This is a genomic window from Castellaniella defragrans 65Phen (genome assembly GCF_000612685.1).
Lineage (GTDB): Bacteria > Pseudomonadota > Gammaproteobacteria > Burkholderiales > Burkholderiaceae_B > Castellaniella > Castellaniella defragrans.
Genome location: NZ_HG916765.1, coordinates 3541816 through 3562025, shown reverse-complemented (window position 1 = coordinate 3562025; position 20210 = coordinate 3541816). Strand labels below are relative to the sequence as shown.

20 protein-coding genes, 1 tRNA gene and 1 pseudogene are annotated in these 20210 nt (G+C 70.5%); 20 read left to right on the top strand and 2 right to left on the bottom strand.

Features of this window, described 5'->3' with window-relative positions:
• Window positions 1-45: 45 nt before the first annotated feature.
• From BN940_RS15870 to BN940_RS15825, 10 genes and pseudogenes are all read left to right on the top strand, one after another.
• The gene (locus tag BN940_RS15870) at window positions 46-1068 is read left to right on the top strand and encodes a TRAP transporter substrate-binding protein (RefSeq protein WP_043684573.1); all 1023 of its coding nucleotides are present in this window, start codon (window positions 46-48) and stop codon (window positions 1066-1068) included.
• An 18-nt stretch (window positions 1069-1086) separates the two neighbouring features.
• The gene (locus BN940_RS15865; protein WP_052355957.1) at window positions 1087-1647 is read left to right on the top strand and encodes a TRAP transporter small permease; all 561 of its coding nucleotides are present in this window, start codon (window positions 1087-1089) and stop codon (window positions 1645-1647) included.
• Window positions 1644-2969 carry a TRAP transporter large permease gene (locus tag BN940_RS15860; RefSeq protein ID WP_043684570.1) on the top strand — a complete coding sequence of 442 codons (1326 nt, stop codon included), beginning with the start codon at window positions 1644-1646 and terminating at the stop codon, window positions 2967-2969. The genes BN940_RS15865 and BN940_RS15860 overlap by 4 nt, the downstream gene beginning before the upstream one ends.
• Window positions 2970-3015: 46 nt before the next feature.
• Window positions 3016-3681, top strand: coding sequence for a fumarylacetoacetate hydrolase family protein (locus BN940_RS15855; RefSeq protein WP_052355956.1), 666 nt, complete (start codon window positions 3016-3018; stop codon window positions 3679-3681).
• Window positions 3678-4448 carry a fumarylacetoacetate hydrolase family protein gene (locus BN940_RS15850; RefSeq protein WP_043684567.1) on the top strand — a complete coding sequence of 257 codons (771 nt, stop codon included), beginning with the start codon at window positions 3678-3680 and terminating at the stop codon, window positions 4446-4448. Before BN940_RS15855 ends, BN940_RS15850 begins: the two co-directional genes overlap by 4 nt.
• Before the next feature lie 13 nt (window positions 4449-4461).
• Window positions 4462-5916 carry a 5-carboxymethyl-2-hydroxymuconate semialdehyde dehydrogenase gene (hpaE, locus tag BN940_RS15845; RefSeq protein WP_043684564.1) on the top strand — a complete coding sequence of 485 codons (1455 nt, stop codon included), beginning with the start codon at window positions 4462-4464 and terminating at the stop codon, window positions 5914-5916.
• Between the two features lie 45 nt (window positions 5917-5961).
• Window positions 5962-6944: pseudogene (gene hpaD / locus BN940_RS15840) on the top strand (3,4-dihydroxyphenylacetate 2,3-dioxygenase).
• Window positions 6925-7311: a 5-carboxymethyl-2-hydroxymuconate Delta-isomerase gene (locus tag BN940_RS15835; protein ID WP_043684558.1), complete on the top strand. Its 387-nt coding sequence runs from the start codon at window positions 6925-6927 to the stop codon at window positions 7309-7311. Before hpaD ends, BN940_RS15835 begins: the two are co-directional and overlap by 20 nt.
• Window positions 7298-8155: a 2-oxo-hept-4-ene-1,7-dioate hydratase gene (hpaH, locus tag BN940_RS15830; protein ID WP_052355955.1), complete on the top strand. Its 858-nt coding sequence runs from the start codon at window positions 7298-7300 to the stop codon at window positions 8153-8155. Before BN940_RS15835 ends, hpaH begins: the two co-directional genes overlap by 14 nt.
• A 46-nt stretch (window positions 8156-8201) precedes the next feature.
• A complete protein-coding gene (locus BN940_RS15825; protein ID WP_043684555.1) occupies window positions 8202-9002 on the top strand; it encodes an aldolase/citrate lyase family protein in 801 nt (266 codons plus the stop codon).
• Window positions 9003-9038: 36 nt separating this feature from the next.
• On the opposite strand, the gene BN940_RS15820 is transcribed toward BN940_RS15825, so the two are convergent.
• Window positions 9039-10424, bottom strand: coding sequence for a phosphomannomutase/phosphoglucomutase (locus BN940_RS15820; RefSeq protein ID WP_043684553.1), 1386 nt, complete (start codon window positions 10422-10424; stop codon window positions 9039-9041).
• A gap of 195 nt (window positions 10425-10619) precedes the next feature.
• Here BN940_RS15820 and BN940_RS15815 point away from each other — a divergent pair, with 195 nt between their 5' ends.
• Window positions 10620-12035 (top strand): FAD-binding oxidoreductase, encoded by a 1416-nt coding sequence (locus BN940_RS15815; protein ID WP_043684550.1) that lies wholly within the window; start codon window positions 10620-10622, stop codon window positions 12033-12035.
• A gap of 71 nt (window positions 12036-12106) precedes the next feature.
• A complete protein-coding gene (locus BN940_RS15810; RefSeq protein ID WP_043684547.1) occupies window positions 12107-12457 on the top strand; it encodes a RidA family protein in 351 nt (116 codons plus the stop codon).
• 88 nt (window positions 12458-12545) lie between these two features.
• Here BN940_RS15810 and mutM read toward each other — a convergent pair whose 3' ends face one another.
• Window positions 12546-13373, bottom strand: a complete 828-nt coding sequence (mutM, locus tag BN940_RS15805; protein WP_043684544.1) for a bifunctional DNA-formamidopyrimidine glycosylase/DNA-(apurinic or apyrimidinic site) lyase — start codon at window positions 13371-13373, stop codon at window positions 12546-12548.
• 85 nt (window positions 13374-13458) lie between these two features.
• On the opposite strand from mutM, the gene BN940_RS15800 reads away from it, so the two are divergent.
• From BN940_RS15800 to BN940_RS15765, 8 genes are all read left to right on the top strand, one after another.
• Window positions 13459-15234 carry a tetratricopeptide repeat protein gene (locus BN940_RS15800; protein WP_084330738.1) on the top strand — a complete coding sequence of 592 codons (1776 nt, stop codon included), beginning with the start codon at window positions 13459-13461 and terminating at the stop codon, window positions 15232-15234.
• A gap of 110 nt (window positions 15235-15344) precedes the next feature.
• A complete protein-coding gene (locus BN940_RS15795; protein WP_043687757.1) occupies window positions 15345-15905 on the top strand; it encodes an outer membrane lipoprotein LolB in 561 nt (186 codons plus the stop codon).
• Between the two features lie 18 nt (window positions 15906-15923).
• Window positions 15924-16841, top strand: coding sequence for a 4-(cytidine 5'-diphospho)-2-C-methyl-D-erythritol kinase (gene ispE / locus BN940_RS15790; RefSeq protein ID WP_084330736.1), 918 nt, complete (start codon window positions 15924-15926; stop codon window positions 16839-16841).
• A gap of 4 nt (window positions 16842-16845) precedes the next feature.
• A tRNA-Gln gene (locus tag BN940_RS15785) sits at window positions 16846-16922 on the top strand.
• A gap of 102 nt (window positions 16923-17024) precedes the next feature.
• On the top strand, window positions 17025-17975 hold the full coding sequence (locus BN940_RS15780) for a ribose-phosphate pyrophosphokinase (protein ID WP_043684541.1): 951 nt from the start codon (window positions 17025-17027) through the stop codon (window positions 17973-17975).
• A 115-nt stretch (window positions 17976-18090) separates the two neighbouring features.
• The gene (locus BN940_RS15775) at window positions 18091-18696 is read left to right on the top strand and encodes a 50S ribosomal protein L25/general stress protein Ctc (protein WP_043684539.1); all 606 of its coding nucleotides are present in this window, start codon (window positions 18091-18093) and stop codon (window positions 18694-18696) included.
• 108 nt (window positions 18697-18804) lie between these two features.
• Window positions 18805-19404, top strand: a complete 600-nt coding sequence (gene pth / locus BN940_RS15770; protein WP_043684536.1) for an aminoacyl-tRNA hydrolase — start codon at window positions 18805-18807, stop codon at window positions 19402-19404.
• Between the two features lie 10 nt (window positions 19405-19414).
• The gene (locus tag BN940_RS15765; protein WP_052355954.1) at window positions 19415-20203 is read left to right on the top strand and encodes a CPBP family glutamic-type intramembrane protease; all 789 of its coding nucleotides are present in this window, start codon (window positions 19415-19417) and stop codon (window positions 20201-20203) included.
• Window positions 20204-20210: the final 7 nt, after the last annotated feature.

Here is a 20210-nt window from a genome sequence, read left to right as displayed (position 1 = left end):
TGCTCATAGAACGTCCATAGAACCCGTTCCCTTCGGAGAAGACACATGCAACGACGACTCGCCGTACTGGCCCTGGCCCTGGGCGCCTCCATCGGCAACCCCGCCGCCGCCGCCCAGGAAGTCACCCTCAAGATCGCCCATTTCCTGCCGTCGGCCGCCGCGGCACAGCAAATGGTACTCGAACCCTGGTGCGCCACGCTGGCCCAGGAATCGTCCGGCCGCATCGGCTGCCAGATCTACCCCGCCATGCAGCTGGGCGGCACGCCGGGCCAGCTGGCCGACCAGGCCCTGCGCGGCGTGGCCGACATCGTCTGGACGGCGCCCGGCTATTCGGCGGGCCGCTTCCCGGCCATCGAAGCCATGGAACTGCCCTTCGTCGTCAGGGATGCCGCCAGCGGCAGCCGCGCCGCCTGGAATTTCTACGAGCAGTACGCCCAGCAGGAATTCTCCAAGTACAAGGTGCTGGCCGTGCACGTGGACGGCGGCGTGGCCCTGCACACCTCCAAGCAGGCCATCGCCAGCCTCGAAGACTTCAAGGGCCTGAAGCTGCGCACGCCCACGCGCATGGCCTCCAAGACCCTGGCCGCCCTGGGCGGCGAGCCGGTTTCCATGCCGCCGGGCCAGGTCACCGAGGCCATTTCCAAGGGCGTGGTCGACGGCGCCATGGGCGCCTGGGAAGTCGTGCTGCCCACCAAGCTCGACGAGGTGACCAAATATCATACGCAGCCGGCCGCCGGCCAGGCCTATCCCGCTGCCACGGTGCTGGTGCTGCTGATGAACCGGCAGAAGTACGATGGCCTGGCGCCTGACCTGAAGGCGGTCATCGACCGCAACAGCGGCCCGGCCCTGGTCGAGCGCTTCGGCAAGGTCTGGGACGACGTGGCCGCGCAGACGCAGGCCAAGGTGCGCGCCGCCGGCGGCCAGGTGGTCGACATCAGCGAAGCCGATCTCAGCGCCATGAAGAACGCCGCCCGCGCGGTCGATACCGAGTGGCGCGCGGAGATGGACAAGAAGGGCCTGGACGGCACGAAGCTGTCCGAAGCCGCGCACGCGCTGGCGCGCCAATAACCGAACCGGGTTCAGATCATGGACTACACCGGAACCGAACTGGCCCGCTGCAGCCGGGGCTGGCCGATCCTGAATCGGCTGGCCACGGGGCTGGCCCTGGGCGGCGGGGCGCTGTTCATCCTGCTGGTGGGCATGTCGCTGGTTTCCATCGTCGGGCGCAAGCTGGGCTTCGGCTCGATCACCGGCGACGTGGAGATGATGCAGGTGGGCACGGCGGTGGCCGCCGCCGCCTTCCTGCCGTACTGCACGCTGGTGGGCGATCACCTGCGCGTCGATCTGTTCACCGAGCGGCTGCCGGCCACCACCAAGAGCCGCATCGACGCCGCCTGCGAGTGCCTGCTGGTGGCGGCCATGCTGGTGCTGGCCTGGCGCACCGCGCTGTCGGCCGCGCACCTGCGCGAGACGGGCGACTTCACCACCCTGCTGGGCCTGCCGATCTGGATTCCCGTGGCCGCCATCGTGCCCAGCCTGCTGCTGACGACACTGTGCGCGCTGTGGCGCGTGCGCGCGGCGCTCGGGCATGCGCGCTACCTGGGCCGGCGCGAGCAGATGGCCGTCGATCATGGGGTGTCGGCATGAGCGGGATGGCGGTGGGCCTGAGCGGTCTCGCAGGGCTGTTGGTATTGCTGGTGTTCCGGGTGCAGATCGCGGTGGCGATGCTGCTGGCCGGGGCGGTGATCTATGTGGCCTCCAGCGACTGGGCCTTGAACGGGCTGCTGTACACGCTCAGCGACCTGGTCTACGCGCGCCTGTCGAACTACGACCTGGCGGTGGTGCCGCTGTTCATCCTGATGGGGCAGTTCGCCACGCACGGCGGGCTGTCCAAGGCGCTGTTCGATGCGGCCGGCAAGCTGATCGGGCACTGGCGCGGGGGCATGGCGATGGCCTCGGTGGCGGCGTGCGCCTCGTTCGGGGCGATCTGCGGCTCCTCGCTGGCGACCGCCGCCACGATGGGGCAGGTGGCGCTGCCCGAGCTGCGCGCGCACGGCTACTCGGGGCGCCTGGCCACGGGCACGCTGGCGGCCAGCGGCACGCTGGGCATCCTGATTCCGCCCTCGGTGCCGCTGATCATCTACGCGGTGCTGGTGCAGGATTCCATCGGCAAGCTGTTCATGGCGGCGGTGATCCCGGGCATCCTGGCCGCGCTGGGCTACCTGATCGTGATCCGCATCCTGGTCACGCGCGATCCGGCCTCCGGCCCCACGGGGACCAAGGCGCCGCGGGCCGAGGCGCTGGCCGCGCTGCTGCGCACGGTGCCGATCATGCTGGTGTTCGTGGTGGTGGTGGTGGGGATCTACGGCGGCTGGGCCAATCCGACCGAGGCGGCCTCGATCGGGGCGGGGGCCTGCGGGCTGATCGCGCTGGCCGGCGGCATGCGCTGGGAGGGCACGCGCCAGAGCCTGCTGGGCACGGCGCGGGTGACGGGCATGATCTTCATGGTGCTGATCGGCGCGGACCTGCTCAATTCCTCGCTGGCGCTGTCGCAGATGCCGCACGAGCTGGCGCAGTGGGTGATCGACAGCGGGCTGTCGCCGATGATGGTGCTGTTTGCGATCCTGCTGATCTACATTCTGCTGGGCTGCGTGATGGACTCGCTGGCGATGATCCTGCTGACGATCCCGATCTTCTATCCGATGATCATGGGGCTGGATTTCTTCGGCCTGTCGGCGGGCGACAAGTCGGTGTGGTTCGGCATCATGACGCTGATGGTGGTGGAGATCGGGCTGGTGCACCCGCCGGTGGGCATGAACCTGTACATCATCAACAAGCTGGCCAAGGACGTGCCCATGAAGGAGACGGCGCTGGGGGTGATGCCCTTCCTGGCGTCCGATTTCCTGCGGATCATCGTGCTGGCGCTGTTCCCGGGCATCACCCTGTGGCTGATCCACGCGCTGGGCTAGGGCGCATGCGCGCGGCTCCCGGCAAACCCGCTTCCGTAGACGAGACATGATCGAAACCGAAACCCTCCTGCCTTCCGACGCCGCCGTGTACGGCGTCATCATGAACGACTCCGCCAGCGTGTCGCGGCTGGGCGAGGCCGCGCTGCAGCCGCCCTACAAGGGCCTGCCCGCCGCCCCGGTGCTGTACATCAAGCCGCGCAACACCTGGGCGGCGGACGGCAGCGTGGTGCGCCTGCCGCGCGGCGAGTCCGCGGTCGAGGTCGGCGCCGTCGTCGGCCTGCGCATGGGCCGCGACGCCGCCCGGCTGCGGCCGGAATCGGCCCTGGAGGCCGTCGACGCCTGCCTGCTGGCCGCCGACCTGAGCCTGCCGCACGCCGACTACTACCGCCCGGCCATCCGCCAGAAATGCTTCGACGGGTCCCTGCCCATGCGGCTGCTGCCGGCGCAGGCGGGCGCGCTGCAGTCCCTGACGCTCCAGACCTGGATCGACGGCGTCCGGTGCGACGAGCGCCGCCTGGCCGACCTGCTGCGCGCGCCGGCCCGGCTGCTGGCCGACGTGACCGAATTCATGACCTTGCGCCGGGGCGACGTGCTGCTGACCGGGGTCGTCTATCAATCGCCCGTGGCTCGCACGGGCTCCACCGTACGCGTCGAAGCGCCGGGCCTGGCCCGGCTGGAATTCACCGTGCGGACCGAGGAGGAATCGGCATGAAACACGCACGCATCGCCTGGCAGGGGGCGGTCCGCCCGGCCACGGTCGAGGACGACGGCACGCTGCGCCTGGCCGATGGCCGCGCGGCGCCCGCGGAGGAAGTCATCTGGCTGCCGCCGGTGCGGATCTGCACGGCCTTCGCGCTCGGGCTGAACTACGCCGACCACGCCGCGGAGCTCGCCTTCAAGGCGCCCGAGGTCCCGCTGGTCTTCCTGAAAGGCCCCAATACCTTCATCGGCCACCGCGCCGCCACCCACCGGCCGGACGGGGTGAAAAGCATGCACTACGAGTGCGAGCTGGCCGTGGTCATCGGGCGCGGCGGGCGCGGCATCCGCCGCGAGCACGCTTACGAGCACGTCGCCGGCTACACCGTGGCCAACGACTACGCCATCCGCGACTACCTGGAAAACTGGTACCGCCCCAACCTGCGGGTCAAGAACCGCGACGGCTGCACGCCCATCGGGCCCTGGATGGTCGACCGCGACGACGTGCCCGATCCCATGGCCCTGAAGCTGTGCACGCGCATCAACGGCCAGGTCGTGCAGCAGGGCACGACCGCCGACATGATCTTCGACGTGCCGTTCCTGATCGAATACCTGTCGGCCTTCATGACCCTGTCGCCGGGCGACGTGATCCTGACCGGCACCCCGCAAGGGCTGGCCGAGACCCGGCCCGGCGACGTGGTCGAGACCGAGATCGAATCCGTGGGCTGCCTGGTCAACACCATCGTGGGCGACGAGGCCGGCCATTCTCAAACCGCTGACTAGGGATGAATCTTTCATGATCAAGCATCTGATCGCCGGGCGCGAAGTCGAAAGCGCCGACGTTTTTGAAACCCTGAATCCCGCGACGGGCGAAGTCCTGGCCGAGGTCGCCAGCGGCGGCGCCGACGAGGTCGATCAGGCGGTGCGGGCCGCCCAGGAAGCCTTCCCGGCCTGGGCCGCGCGCCCGGCCGCCGACCGCGCGGCCATCATGCACCGCCTGGGCGAGCTGATCACGCGCGACGTGCCCGAGCTCTCCCGCCTGGAAACGCAGGACACCGGCCAGGTCATCGGCCAGACCGGCAAGGCGCTGGTGCCGCGCGCGGCCAACAACTTCCATTTCTTCGCCGAGCAGGTCAAGCGCATGGACGGGGAAAGCTATCCCTCGGACACGGGCCACCTGAACGTCACGATGTGGCAGCCGGTGGGCGTCTGCGCCCTGATCTCGCCCTGGAACGTGCCGTTCATGACGGCGACCTGGAAGCTCGCCCCCTGCCTGGCGTTCGGCAACACGGCCGTCATGAAGATGAGCGAGCTCTCGCCCCTGACCGCCGACCGCCTGGGGCAGCTCGCCCTGGAAGCCGGCGTGCCGCCGGGGGTGTTCAACATCGTCCACGGCTACGGCGCCACGGCGGGCGAGGCGCTGGTGTCGCACGCCGGCGTGCGCGCCGTGTCCTTCACCGGCTCGACCGCCACCGGCCACCGCATCGTGCGCGCCGCCGGCCTGAAGAAGTTCTCCATGGAACTGGGCGGCAAGTCGCCGTTCGTCGTGTTCGACGACGCCGACTACGAGCGCGCGCTGGACGCCGCCCTGTTCATGATCTTCTCGAACAACGGCGAACGCTGCACGGCGGGCAGCCGCATCCTGGTCCAGCGCGGCATCTACGAGCGTTTCCAGGCCGACTTCGCCGCCCGGGCGCAGCGCCTGACGGTGGGCGATCCGCTGGATCCCAAGACCATCGTCGGGCCGATGATCTCGGCCGGCCACCTGGCCAAGGTCACGGGCTACATCGAGGCCGGCCGGCGCGAAGGCGCCCGCCTGCTGTGCGGCGGCGGCACCCCGGACGTGGGCGCGGCCTTCCGCGGCGGCAACTGGGTCCAGCCCACCGTCTTCGCCGATGTGGACAACGCGATGAGCATCGCCCAGGACGAGATCTTCGGCCCGGTGGCCTGCCTGATCCCCTTCGACGACGAAGCCCAGGCCCTGGCCATCGCCAACGACACGGCCTACGGCCTGTCGTCCTACGTCTGGACCGAAAGCACCGGGCGGGCCCTGCGCATGGCGCGCGGCATCGAGGCCGGCATGGTGTTCGTCAACAGCCAGAACGTGCGCGACCTGCGCCAGCCCTTCGGCGGCGTCAAGGCCTCGGGCACCGGACGCGAGGGCGGGCATTACAGCTACGAGGTGTTCTGCGAAGCCAAGAACATCTGCATCTCATACGGGGATCATCCGATCCCTCGCTGGGGCGTCTGAACCCCGGCCAACGTTGCATCATGACCCCCTTACGGAGGAGACACCATGGGTAAGCTCGCTTTGACCGCGAAAATCACGCACGTGCCGTCGATGTATCTGTCCGAGCTGGACGGACCGCACAAAGGCTGCCGCCAGGCCGCCATCGACGGCCACAAGGAGATCGGCCGCCGCTGCCGCGAACTCGGCGTGGACACGATCGTCGTCTTCGACACGCACTGGCTGGTGAATTCCGGCTACCACATCAATTGCGCGCCGCATTTCAAGGGCATCTACACCAGCAACGAACTGCCGCACTTCATCAAGGACATGGCCTACGAGTACGACGGCAATCCGGAACTGGGCCGGCTGCTGGCCGATGCCAGCACGGCGGCCGGCGTGCGCACCCGCTCGCACGAGATCGCCAGCCTGGAACTGGAATACGGCACGCTGGTGCCGATGCGCTACATGAACGAGGACCGTGCGTTCAAGGTGGTGTCGGTGGCGGCGCTGTGCACCGTCCACAACATGGAGGACTCCGCCAGGATCGGCGCCGCCATGCGCCGCGCGGTCGAGGAGCAGTACGATGGAACGGTGGCCTTCCTCGCCAGCGGCTCGCTGTCGCACCGCTTCGCCCAGAACGGCGTGGCGGAAGACTACCTCTTCAAGGTCTGGAGCCCGTTCCTGGAAACCGTCGATCACGCCGTGATCGACATGTGGCAGCGCGGCGACTGGGCGACGTTCTGCGACATGCTGCCCGAGTACAACGCCAAGTGCCACGGCGAAGGCAACATGCACGACACCGCCATGCTGCTGGGCGCCCTGGGCTGGGACCAGTACCGCGGCAAGGCCGAAGTGGTCACGCCCTATTTCGGCAGCTCGGGCACCGGCCAGATCAACGTGGTCTTGCCGGTGCAGTAAATCCCGGCGCTTCCGGCCCCGCGCGGACGGCCCCGGCCGGCCGCCGCGCGGGCCACCCCTCCGCCCTGCGAGGGCGGGGGGCCGACATTTCCGCATCCTGGGTCTCATACCATGGCACATCTGATCTTTGAATATTCAGGCAATCTCGCCCAGGAAGGCGACATTCCCGGCCTGCTGCGCAAGGCCAACCACATCCTGATCGACACCGGCCTGTTCCCCCCGGGCGGCATCCGCTCGCGCGCCCTGCGCCTGGACGAATACTGCGTCGCCGAGGGCGACCACGACGACGCCTTCGTGCACGCCACCGTCAAGATCGGCGCGGGCCGCGCGCCCCAGGCCGTGCGCGACACCGCCCAGGCGCTGTTCGACATGATGAAGCAGCATTTCGATCCGCTGTTCCAGCGCCGCACCCTGGCCCTGTCTCTGGAATTATCCGAATTTTCCGAGGCGGGCACGCTCAAGCACAACAACATCCATGCCCGCTATGCCAAACACTGATACCGCCACCGCCGACCGCCCGCGCGCGTCCGCCGCGGAGTCCCTGCCGCGCGACGCCATCGCCCGCATCGCCGCTTCCCTGCACGAGGCCGAACGCGCCCGCGTCCAGGTGCGCGCGCCGTCCCTGGACCATCCCGGCATCACCATCGAGGACGCCTACGCCATCCAGAGCGAGGGCATCCGCCTGAAGCTGCAGGAAGGCCGGCGCATCATCGGCCGCAAGATCGGCCTGACCTCGCGCGCCATGCAGCGGTCCTCGCAGATCGAGGAGCCCGACTACGGCGTGCTGCTCGACGACATGCTGTTCGAGAACGGCCAGGACATTCCCTTCGACCGCTTCATCGTCCCCATGGTCGAGGTCGAGCTGGTGTTCCACCTGACCCGCGACCTGGCCGGGCCCGAGGTCACGCTGTTCGACGTGCTGGACGCCACCGACTACGTCATGCCCGCCATCGAGCTCATCGACGCGCGCTGCCACCGCGTCGATCCGGCGAGCGGGCGGCCGCGCCTGGTGATGGACACGATCTCGGACAATGCCGCCAACGCCGGGCTGGTGCTGGGCGGGCGCGCCATCCGCCCCATGGACCTGGACCTGCGCTGGGCCGGCGCGCTGCTGATGCGCAACGGCGTGATCGAGGAGACCGGCGTGGCCGCCGGGGTGCTGAACCATCCGGCCAACGGCATCGTCTGGCTGGCGCGCAAGCTGGCCCGGCACGGCGCCGGCCTGGAGGCGGGGCAGCTGATCCTGGCGGGCTCCTTCACGCGGCCGGTGGCCGCGCAGCCGGGGGACACCTTCCACATCGATTACGGCCCGCTGGGCAGCATCTCCAACCGTTTCGCCTGATTCGTCCGATTTCTCTCCGTCCGGCCCTTTCTTTCGGAGGATACGCATGGCCGCGCTCCACAATTCGTTCAAGGCCGCCCTGCGCGGCGACCCGGCGCCGCGCATCGGCCTGTTCATGGGGCTGTGCGATCCCGGCGTGGCCGAGCTGCTCGGCGACACCGGCCTGGACTGGCTGCTGATCGACGGCGAGCACGGCCCGAACGACCTGCGCACCGTCCTCGCGCAGCTGCGGGCGCTCGAAGCCTGCCGGGCCGACGTCCTGGTGCGCATCGTCGATCACGACCCGGCGCTCATCAAGCAGATGCTGGACATCGGCGTCCAGTCCCTGCTGGTGCCGATGGTGGAGTCGGCCGAACAGGCGCGCGCCCTGGTGCGGGCCACCCGCTATCCGCCCGCCGGCATCCGCGGGGTGGGCTCGGCGCTGGCGCGCGCGGCGCGCTGGAACGGCGTGCCCGACTACCTGAAGCGGGCCGACGACGAGATCTGCCTGATCGTCCAGGCGGAATCCCGCGCCAGCCTGGACGCGCTGGACGACATCCTGACGGTGGAGGGCGTGGACGCCGTGTTCATCGGCCCTTCGGACCTGGCCGCCTCGATGGGGCACCTGGGCCAGCCGGAGCATCCCGAGGTGCGCGCCGCCGTGCTCGGCGCCCTGGAGAAGGTCGTCCGCAGCGGCAAGGCCGCCGGCGTGTTCGCCACCCGGCTGGACACCGCCCGCCTCTATTGCCAGGCGGGGGCCCGCTTCGTGGCCCTGGGCACGGACACCCTGCTGCTGCGCCAATCGGCCGCCGGCCTGGTGCAGGCCTTCCATGCCGGCGCCGCCCAGGCGGCCGGCGCCGGGTACTGAGCCGGGGCCGGCGCCGCGGCGCCCGGCCGGCGGGGCCTAGAACGGCAGCGTCCGCCCGGGCAGGAGCTCGGCGAAGGCGGCGCGGAATTCGTCCTGGATGCGCGCCAGGGCCTCGGGCGTGTCGCCCTCGAAGCGCAGCACCACCACGGGCGTCGTGTTGGACGCCCGCGCCAGGCCGAAGCCGTCGGGGTATTCGGCGCGGACGCCGTCGATCGTGACGAGGTCCGTGGCGCCGGGGAAGCGGCCCTCGGACTGCAGGCGATGGATGAAGGCGTGCGGCTCGCCCTCGGCCATGGGCAGTTTCAGCTCCGGCGTGGAGAGGCCCTGCGGCAGGGATTCCAGCACCCGGCTCGGATCGTCGCCGCGCGACAGGATTTCCAGCAGGCGCGCGCCGGCGTAGAGGCCGTCGTCGAAGCCGTACCAGCGTTCCTTGAAGAAGATGTGGCCGCTCATCTCGCCGGCCAGCGGCGCGCCGGTCTCGGCCAGGCGCGCCTTGATCAGCGAATGCCCGGTCTGCGACATCAGCGGCGTCCCGCCGGCCTCGCGCACGGCCCGGCCCAGGTGGCGGCTGCACTTGACGTCGAAGATGATCGAGGCGCCCGGCTGGCGCTGCAGGATGTCGCGGGCGAACAGGATCATCTGGCGGTCGGGCCAGACGATCTGGCCGGAGCGGGTGACCACGCCCAGGCGGTCGGCGTCGCCGTCGAAGGCCAGGCCCAGCTCGCAGTCGGTGTCGCGCAGGTGCGCGATCAGGTCCTGGAGATTGGCCGGGTCCGCCGGATCGGGGTGGTGGTTGGGAAACAGCCCATCGACCTCGCAGTACTGTTCGTCGACCGTGCAGCCCAGCGCGCGGAACAGGCGGGCGGCGGCCACGCCGCCCACGCCGTTGCCGCAGTCGATGGCGATGCGCATGGGGCGCGCGAGGCGGACGTGGCCGGCGATCTCGCGGATGTAGGCGTCCATCAGGTCGGTGGCGACGCTCAGGCCGGGGATCGTGCCCACGGGCGCCTCGATTCCGTCCATGGCCTGGCGCAGGGCCTGGATCTCGTCGCCATGGAGCGTGCGCCCCGCCATCATCATCTTGAAGCCGTTGTAGTCGGGCGGATTGTGGCTGCCGGTGATGGCGACCCCCGAGCCGCTGCCGTCGCGGTGGGCGGCGTAGTACACCAGCGGCGTGTGCGCCAGGCCCAGGTCCACCGTGTCGATCCCGCCGGCGTGCAGGCCGGTCTTGACGGCGTGGGCCAGCCCGCGGCTGCTCAGGCGCCCGTCGTAGCCGACCGCCAGGCTGCGCACGCCCTCGCGCCGGGCCTGGGCGGCCAGGGCCAGCCCCAGGCGGTGGGCGAAGGGCTCGTTGATCTGTCCGGGCACGGTGCCGCGGATGTCGTAGGCTTTGAAGACGGCGGAAGGCAGGGGTGCGTTCATGGAAGATTCCGGCGTAAAGATCGCTAGGGAAGGTTCGAGCCGGTCGAGCGGAAAGCGGGCGCGGCGACCGCCCGACACCGCAGATGCCCGCGGCGTGAGGACCGGTTCAGACCTTTCCTCATTATCGCCGATTACAATCGGAGGTTCTTTTCACTTCTTATCCGCGCCGCGGCACGCGGCGCAACGACGAAGGCCATGGATCATCTGGATGCTTTGCGCGCGACGGTCGGCGCCGCGCAGGTGCTGACCGGCGCGGACGCGCTGCCCTGGGAAACGGACTGGCGCGAGCGCTACCGCGGCCGGGCGCTGGCCGTGGTGCGGCCGGGCACGACCGACGAGGTCGCGGCGGTGGTGCGCCTGTGCGCGCAGGCCGGGCTGCCCGTGATCCCGCAGGGCGGCAATACCGGGCTGTGCGGCGGGGCCACGCCCGACGATTCCGGCCGGGCGGTGATCCTGTCGCTGCAGCGCCTGAACCGCGTCCGCGGCATCGACACCGACAACGACACGATGGAAGTCGAGGCCGGCTGCGTGCTGCAGTCCGTGCAGCAGGCCGCGCGCGAGGCCGGCCGGCTGTTTCCGCTCAGCCTGGCGGCCGAGGGCAGCTGCACGATCGGCGGCAACCTGGCCACCAACGCGGGCGGCACGCAGGTCCTGCGCTACGGCAACATGCGCGAACTCACCCTGGGGCTGGAGGTCGTCACCGCCCAGGGGGACGTCTGGCACGGCCTGCGCGGCCTGCGCAAGGACAACACCGGCTACGACCTGCGCGACCTGTTCATCGGCAGCGAAGGCACGCTGGGCGTGATCACGGCGGCCACGCTGAAGCTGCATCCGCTGCCGGTGGCGCGCTGCACCGCGCTGCTGGCCCTGGATTCGATCGAGGCGGGCATCGCCATGCTGGGCCGCGCCCGCGCGGGACTGGGCGCCTCGCTGACCGGCTTCGAGCTGATGGCCGGCAACTGCCTCCAGGACGTGGTGCGCTGCTTTCCGCAGCAGCGCCTGCCCTTCGAGGGCCCGTCGGCCGACAGGCCCTGGTACGCGCTGCTCGAACTGTCGGACAGCGAATCCGAGGCCCACGCCCGCGAGCGCTTCGAGGTCGTGGTGGGCGAGGCGATCGAGGCCGGCGTCGTCCTGGATGCCGTGATCGCCGAATCCATGGCGCAGAGCCACGCGCTGTGGCACCTGCGCGAAAGCATCCCCCTGGCGGAAAAGGAATCCGGCAAGAGCATCAAGCACGATGTCTCGATCCCGGTGTCGCGCATGGCCGAGTTCGTGCTGGGCACCAACGCCGCGCTGCAGGCCGCGTTCCCCGGCATCCGGCACGTGATCTTCGGCCACCTGGGCGACGGCAACCTGCACTACAACGTCGCGCGCGGGCCGGACTGGGCCGAAGGCCGGCTGCTGGCGTGCCAGGACGCGGTCTACGAGCTGGTGCATGACCGCGTGCACGCGGTGGGCGGCTCGATCAGCGCCGAGCACGGGGTGGGGCAGCTCAAGCGCGACGTGCTGCCGCGCTACAAGGACCCGGTGGAGATGGCGCTGATGCATCGCATCAAGGCGGCCCTGGATCCCCAGGGCATCATGAATCCGGGCAAGGTCCTGGCGGGGTAGGGCGCGCGGGATCCGGCCCTGCTTCCGGGCTATGATGGCGCCTTCCTCCACTCCCTTTGGAAGCTGTCGTCATGACCATCCAGCGCATCGAACCCGGCGCCCGCATGAGCGGCGCCGTCGTCCACGGCAACATCGTCTACCTGTCGGGCCAGGTGGGCCGCGAGGGCGACGACGTCCAGACCCAGGCGCGCACGGCGCTGGCCGAGGTCGATCGCCTGCTGGAGAAGGCCGGCAGCCACAAGTCCCGCATCCTGCAGGCCACCCTCTGGCTGGCCGACATGGCCGATTTCCCGGCCATGAACCCGGTCTGGGAGGCCTGGATCGACCCGGCCAACCCGCCGGCCCGCGCCACGGGCGAGGCGCGCCTGGCCGCGCCCGGCCTGAAGTTCGAGGTGATCGTCGTCGCCGCCCTCAACGATTGAGATCCCGCGCCCGGGCTCGCCGGGCCGCGTTCCGGATTCTGGACGGCACGCCTCGCAGGCCGCGCCGGGCCGCAGGCCCGGCCCCGCGCTAGCGCTTCTGGCATCCCGGGCAGAAATAGGTCGCCCGCTGGCCCTGGACGATGCGCCGGATCGGCGTGGCGCAGCGCGGGCAGGGCTGGCCCTCGCGTTCGTAGACGGCCGCGTGCAGCGTGAAATACGCGCCCGGGGCGCCCTGGGCGTTGACGTAGTCGCGCAGCGTGCTGCCGCCCGATTCCAGCGCCTGGCCCAGGGTCTGCAGGATCGCCGCGTGCAGCCGGGCGCTGCGCGGGCGCGACAGGCGCGCGCCGGGCAGGCGCGGGTCGATGCCGGCCAGAAAGAGCGATTCGGACGCATAGATGTTGCCCACGCCCACGACGATCCGCCCGCCCAGCAGCAGCTGCTTGACCGTCTGGCGGCTGCCCCGCAGCCCCGCGTGCAGGAGCTCGGGGGTGAAGGCCGGGTCGAAGGGCTCGATGCCCAGCCCGGCGAGCAGCGGATGGGCCTCGATCGGGCCGGCGCCGGCCGGATGCCACAGGACGGCGCCGAAGCGGCGCGGGTCGTGCAGCAGGAAGCGCGCCTCGTCGAACAGCCATTCCACGTGGTCGTGCTTGCGCGGCGGCTCGTCCATCGGCACCCGCCGCAGCGAGCCCGACATGCCCAGGTGCACGATCTGCGTGCCCCGCGGAAAGCGGATCAGCAGGTACTTGCCCCGCCGCTCGCAGGCCAGCACCTCGGCGTCGCGCACCAGGGCGGGCAGGTCGGCCGGCACCGGCCAGCGCAGCCGGGATTCGTGCACGATCAGGCGGCGCAGGACGCGCCCGGGCATGACCGTGGCAATTCCACGACGGGTTGTTTCGACTTCTGGCAGTTCCGGCATGGCAGGGTGATAACATCCACTTTCGATGACGCAATTTTGCCACCAGACGCGGTTTCTTCCTGCGTTCCGGCCATGGTTACCGCAAATGAGATTTCCCGCTTCCGTGATTCCCGTGGTGCTGGCGCTGGCCGCCGCACACGAGACGGCGTGGGCTGCGCCCCCCGCAGCCGCGCCGGCCGATCCGGTCGAAACCATCCATTTGCGTAGCGGCGAGCCGCCGGCCGTCACGCTCACTCCCGAACTGCTGTACCGCCTGCTGGTGGCCGAGCTGTCCGCCCAGCGCGGGCAGTTCGACGACGCCGCCCAGGAGCTCCTGTCCCTGGCGCACGACACCCTGGATCCCCGGCTGGCGCGGCGCGCCTTCCAGATGTCCATGACCGGGCGCAACCTGGCGCTGGCGCTGCGCTCGGCCCGCGAATGGGCCGCCCTGGACCCGTCCAACCCCGAGGCGGTGGCCGCGTCCCTCGCGCTGTCGGCCTCCAGCGGCCAGACCGACGGCCTGGCCCAGACGCTGGCGCGCCGCATCGCCTCGGCCGACGATCCCGACCAGGCCATCGTCCAGGCGGCCGGCATCGTGTCCAAGATGACCGACAAGCGCCTCGGCCTGGACGTGCTGGACAAGGCGCTGGCGGGCGTGTCGGGCACCTCGGCGCTGGCCCGGCTGGCCCTGGCCGACGCCGCCTGGGCGGCGGGCGAGCCCGTGCGCGCCGTGGACGAGGCGCGCCGCGCCCAGGCGCTGGACCCGGATTCCCAGGACGCCGCCCAGCGGGTGCTCGAATACGGCTTGCGGGTCGAGCCCTCGCAGGCCATCAAGGACACCTACGCCTACCTGGAGCGCCACCCGGACCGGCACGGCCTGCAGCTGCTGCTGGTCAGCCGCCTGACGGGCCGGGGCGCGTTCGACGAGGCCCTGGGCCTGCTCGACCGCATGCGCCGCCGTGCCCCCGAGGACTTCGACCTGCTCTACACCGAGGCCGAGGTCAACGCCCGCGCCGGCCGCTACGATGCCGCCAAGGCGCTGCTGGGCCAGTACATCACGATCCAGCAGCAGCGGCGCCAGGCCGTGCGCGACGACGCCACCAACGCCCAGGCCGACGTGTCCGACGCGCGGCTGCTGCTGGTGCAGATCGCCGAACGCCAGAACGACCTGCGCGAAGCCATCCGCCAGCTGCGCAGCATCGACGAGCCGTCCCTGCAGTTCCAGGCGCGCACGCACGAGGCCGTGCTCTACGGCAAGCTGGGCGAGCTGAACCAGGCGCGGGCGATCCTGGACGCCATCAAGCCGGCCGACCGCCGCGAGCGCGTCGTCGTGCGCCTGACCCTGGCCTCCATCTACCGGGACGCGGGGCGCACCGACCAGGCGGTCGAGCTGCTCAAGGCGACCGACCTGGAAATGCCCGACACCCCGGAAATCAAGTACGACCTGGGCATGCTGCTGCACCAGCAGGGCAAGACGGCCGAATTCGAGGCCCTGATGCGCCGCGTGATCGAGCTCGATCCCGACAACGCCAACGCCTACAACTCGCTGGGCTACACCTTCGTCGAGCAGAACCGCAACCTGACCGAGGCGCGCGACCTGCTGGAGCGCGCGCTCGACCTCGATCCCGACAACGCCTACATCCTGGACAGCGTGGGCTGGTACCTGTTCCGCATCCGCGACTACCAGGGGGCGCTGGAATACCTGCGCCGTTCCTACGACCAGATGCCCGCCGCCGACGTGGCCGCGCACCTGGGCGAGACCCTGTGGGCGCTGGACCGCCGCGACGAGGCCCGGCGCATCTGGGCCGAAGGGCGCAAGGCCGATCCCGACAACGCGACCCTGCGGGAAACGCTGAACCGCCTGGGGGTCAGGCTGCCATGAGGCCGTCCGGTCCTGCCCGGCGATCCGGGCGGATGCCCGCGGCGGCGTCCCCGGCGGCATCCTTCCGCGCGCGCGGCACCGCGGCGTCGCGCGGCCTCGCGGCGTACCTCGTGCGCCTGCGGCACGTCTGGCTGACGCTGGTCCTGGCGGGCCTGCTGGCCGCCTGCGCCGCGCCCCAGCGCATCGGCGGCGCCGGCCCCGCCTTCGAGCGGCAGGGCCGCTTCGCCGTCAACCTGCAGCCGGCGGGCGCCGCGCCCACCGCGGCCCAGGGCGGCTTCTCCTGGCGCGACGACGGCCGCGTCCTGCGCCTGGATCTCGTCTCCCCGCTGGGCAGCGTGCTGGCGCGGATCCGGGTGGAGCCCGGCCGCTCCGAGCTGGAGCGCGCCGACGGCAGCCGCGAATCGGCGCCCACGCCCGACGACCTGCTGGCCCTGGTCTGGGGCCATCCCATGCCGGTGTCCGGGCTGCGCCGCTGGATCCGTGGCGAGGCCGCGCCCGGCCTCGTCGTCGATGCGCAGCGGGACGCGCAGGACCGGCTGACGGCGCTGCGCCAGGACGGCTGGGAAGTCAGCCTGTCGGCCTACGACGCCCAGGGTCCCGGGCGCGTGCGCCTCTCGCGCCTGGACAGCCAGGGGCAGTGGCGCCTGCAGCTGATCGTGGACCGGCCCTAGGCCCATGCACCGGCCCTGATGCGCATGGCGGCCCTGTACGACGTGCCGGCCCCGGCCAAGCTCAACCTGTTCCTGCACGTGGTGGGGCGGCGTGCGGACGGCTACCACCTGCTGCAGACGGTCTTCCGCTTCGTGGACCTGTGCGACACCCTCGATTTCGACGCCACGGCCGACGGCTCGCTGGCGCGCGAAGGCGAGGGCCTGGCGGGGCTGGCGCCGGACCAGGACCTGGTGCTGCGCGCCGCGCGCGCGCTGCAGCGCGCCACGGGCGCGCGCCAGGGCGCGCGCATCCGCTACCGCAAGCGCATCCCGGCCGGTGGCGGCCTGGGCGGCGGCTCCAGCGACGCGGCCACCACCCTGATCGCCCTGAACCGCCTGTGGGGCACCGGCCTGACGCGCGCCGAGCTGATGCGCCTGGCCCTGCCGCTGGGGGCCGACGTGCCGGTCTTCGTCTTCGGCCGCGCCGCCTTCGCCCAGGGCGTCGGCGAGGATCTCACGGCCGTGGACCTGCCCGAGCGGGCCTACTGGATCGTGCGCCCGCCCGCGCACGTGGCCACGGCGGACGTTTTCCGCGATCCCGATTTGACAAGAAATTCCGAATCGGTAAAAATTGCGGTCTTTACTGATTGGCAGACAGGGCAGCGCGCCGGGCCGTTATTTGGCCGCAACGACCTGGAAGCCGTGGTCTTTCGGCAGCATCCGGATATCGCCGCGCTTGCGCGGGCGATACGAGGCACAGAGGGCGCGGGGGTCGAAGTCCGCATGACGGGTTCGGGTTCGTGCCTGTTCGCGGAATTCCCCGACCTGGCCCAGGCCGGGATGCATCGGGACCGAATAATCGGTAAAATGGAAAGCCCGCCCGATGGGGCGATCGAAGGGTCCTGGATCTGCCGGGGCCTGGCGGATCACCCCTTGCTTGGCTGGGTCGCAGATTGAATATTGGGGAATCGCCAAGCTGGTTAAGGCACCGGATTTTGATTCCGGCATGCGAAGGTTCGAATCCTTCTTCCCCAGCCATCCTTTCCGCGCCGGCGCGCATGCTACCAGGCTGTTGAACCGCCCCGCTTCCCGCGGGAAGGCTGTCAACAGCCTTGTCATTTGACACATTGGTTCGACACCATGGCACAAGACAGATTCATGATCTTCACCGGCACGGCCAATCCTCGTCTGGCCGTCGATGTCGTGAATCACCTGGACATGTCGCTGGGCAAGATGACCGTCGGCCGCTTCTCCGACGGCGAGGTCATGGTCGAGATCAACGAAAACGTCCGCGGCAAGGACGTCTTCGTGCTGCAGCCCACCTGTGCGCCGACCAACGACAACCTGATGGAAATCATGGTGATGGTCGATGCCCTGCGCCGCGCTTCCGCGCGCAACATCACCGCCGCCATCCCGTATTTCGGCTATGCCCGCCAGGACCGCCGGCCGCGTTCGGCCCGCGTGGCGATCTCGGCCAAGGTCGTGGCCAACATGCTGCAGGTCGTGGGCGTGGACCGCGTCCTGACCATGGACCTGCACGCCGACCAGATCCAGGGCTTCTTCGACATCCCCGTGGACAACATCTACGCCGGGCCGATCCTGCTGGGCGACATCTGGAGCCGCAACTTCCAGAACCTGGTGGTCGTCTCGCCCGACATCGGCGGCGTGGTGCGCGCCCGGGCCCTGGCCAAGCAGCTCGAATCCGACCTGGCCATCATCGACAAGCGCCGCCCGCGCGCCAATGTCTCCGAGGTCATGAACATCATCGGCGACGTCAACGGCCGCACCTGCCTGATCATGGACGACATGGTCGACACCGCCGGCACGCTGTGCAAGGCCGCGCAGGCCCTGAAGGACCGGGGCGCGGGTTCCGTCTACGCCTATTGCACGCACCCCGTGCTGTCGGGCGAGGCCATCAAGCGCATCCAGGACTCCGCCCTGGACGAGCTCGTCGTCACCGACACCATTCCGCTGAACGAAGCCGCGCGCGCCTGCGCGAAGATCCGCCAGCTCTCCTGCGCCTCGCTGCTGGGGGAGACCATCCTGCGCATTTCCACGGCGGAATCGGTCAGCTCGCTGTTCGCCGACTGACGGCGGCCGCGACGTATTTTTTGTGGCCCCGCGCTGGTCGCGGCGCGGGGCCGTTTCGCAGCTTCGGCTGCTGTGCTGTCAGGGGCCGTCCGTAGGCCCCGTTTTGGAGTTTTCCATGAAATTCACCGCCACTTCGCGTAGCGTCCAGGGTTCGAGTGCGAGCCGCCGCCTGCGCCGCGCCGGTCGGGTGCCCGCCATCGTCTACGGCGGCAAGTCCGCCCCGGCCAATATCGAGCTCGACCACAACGAGATCTACCACGCCCTGAACAAGGAAGAGTTCCACGCCTCCATCCTGGACATGGTCCTGGACGGCAAGACCGAGCCGGTCCTGGTGCGTGCCGCCCAATGGCACCCCTACAAGCCCCTGGTCCTGCACGTCGACTTCCAGCGCGTGGACGCCTCCCAGGCCGTCACCACCAAGGTCCCGGTGCACTACCTGAACGCCGACATCAGCCCGGCCGTCAAGCTGGCCGGCCAGATCGTCACCCACGGCCCGACCGAACTCGACATCACCTGCCTGCCGGCCAACCTGCCGAAGTTCATCGAAGTCGACCTGGGCGGCCTGGTGGGCAATGCCCGCCTGCACCTGTCGGACGTCACCCTGCCGATGGGCGTGAAGTACGTCCCCCACGGCGAGGACACCAACCCGCTGCTGGCCCAGGCGTCCGCGCCCAAGGGCACGGCTGCCGAAGGCGCCGCCGACGTGCCGGCCGCCGAATAAGCCGCCGTCCGCAAGCCCCGGCAAGACCCTACGGAACCCCCGCGCGGCCGCAAGGCCGGCGGGGGTTTTGTCGTATGATGGGTGCTTTTCTTCGGACCACCCCTCCCGATGACGACAGCGCCCATCCGCCTCATCGTGGGGCTGGGCAACCCCGGCCCCGAATACGAAGCCACGCGCCACAACGCCGGATTCTGGCTGGCGGACCATTTCGCCGACGACCTGCGGGCCTCCTTCACCCTGGAAAAGCCGTTCTTCGCCTGGGTCGCGCGCGCGCGCCACGCGGGCCAGGCCGTGATCCTGGCCAAGCCGGTCACCTTCATGAACAAGTCCGGCCAGGCGGTCGGCGCGCTGGCGCGCTTCTACAAGCTGCGGCCCGAGGAAATCCTCGTCCTGCACGACGAGCTCGACCTGCCGCCGGGCGCGGTCAAGCTCAAGCTGGGCGGCGGCCATGCCGGCCACAACGGCCTGCGCGACATCCAGTCCGCGCTGGGCAGCCCGGACTTCTGGCGTCTGCGCATCGGCATCGGCCATCCGCGCAGCCTGGGCCTGGCCCAGCAGGTGGTCAACTTCGTGCTGCATCCGCCGCGCAAGGACGACATGCCCGGCATCGAGGACGTCATCAACCGCTGCCGCGTGATCCTGCCGCAGCTGCTGGACGGCGCCTTCGACCGCGCCACCGAACGCCTGCACCAGGCCAACCACTCCTGACGCGGCGGCCATGCCCCTTTTCCAGCGTCCCGCCGGCCTGCCCACCATGGGCCAGGAAATCGTCGATTTCCTGCGCTTCGTCGTGCGTCCGCGCCCCGGTCCGCGCCTGGGCGGGCGGCGCGCCGGCTCCGGCATGCGGGTGGACCTCAGCCTGAACGCGCCCTGGTGGCGCCTGGCCCACTGGGCCGTGCTGCTGTGGACGGTGAACGTCTTCGTGTTCGCCCCGCTGGCCCTGTCGGCGGCCGACGCGGGCGGGGCGCAGCACCGGCTGGACATCCACAACCTGCCCTGGATGACGGCGCTGATCTGGGCGCCCATCGTCGAGGAACTGACCTTCCGCCACGCGCTGCGCCGCCCGGCCATGCTGTGGTGGTTCGTTCCCCTGATGGCCGCCATCCTGGTCCAGGGCGCCGGCATCGCCTCGGGCCTGATGGCCGCGGCCGCGGCGCTGCTGGCGCTGGCGCCGGCCTGGTACCCGGCCGACCACCGCTGGCGGGCCGGCTGGCGCACGTCCTGGCGCGGCCGCCGGCTGGCGCGGCGCGCCTACCCCTGGCTCTTCCACGGCGCCGCGCTGGCCTTCGCCGCCGTGCACCTGTTCAATTTCCGCCTCAACGCCATGGCGCTGGTGCTGCTGCCGCTGCTGGTGCTGCCGCAGTGGGTCACCGGCCTGGTGCTGGGCTGGATGCGCGTGCGCCGGGGCCTGGGCGCCTCGATCGCCTTGCACGCCATCTTCAACGGCGGACCGCTGCTGCTGATCGGGCTGGTGCTGCACTGGGCGCCGGAGCTGGCGGTGGGCTGAGCCCGCC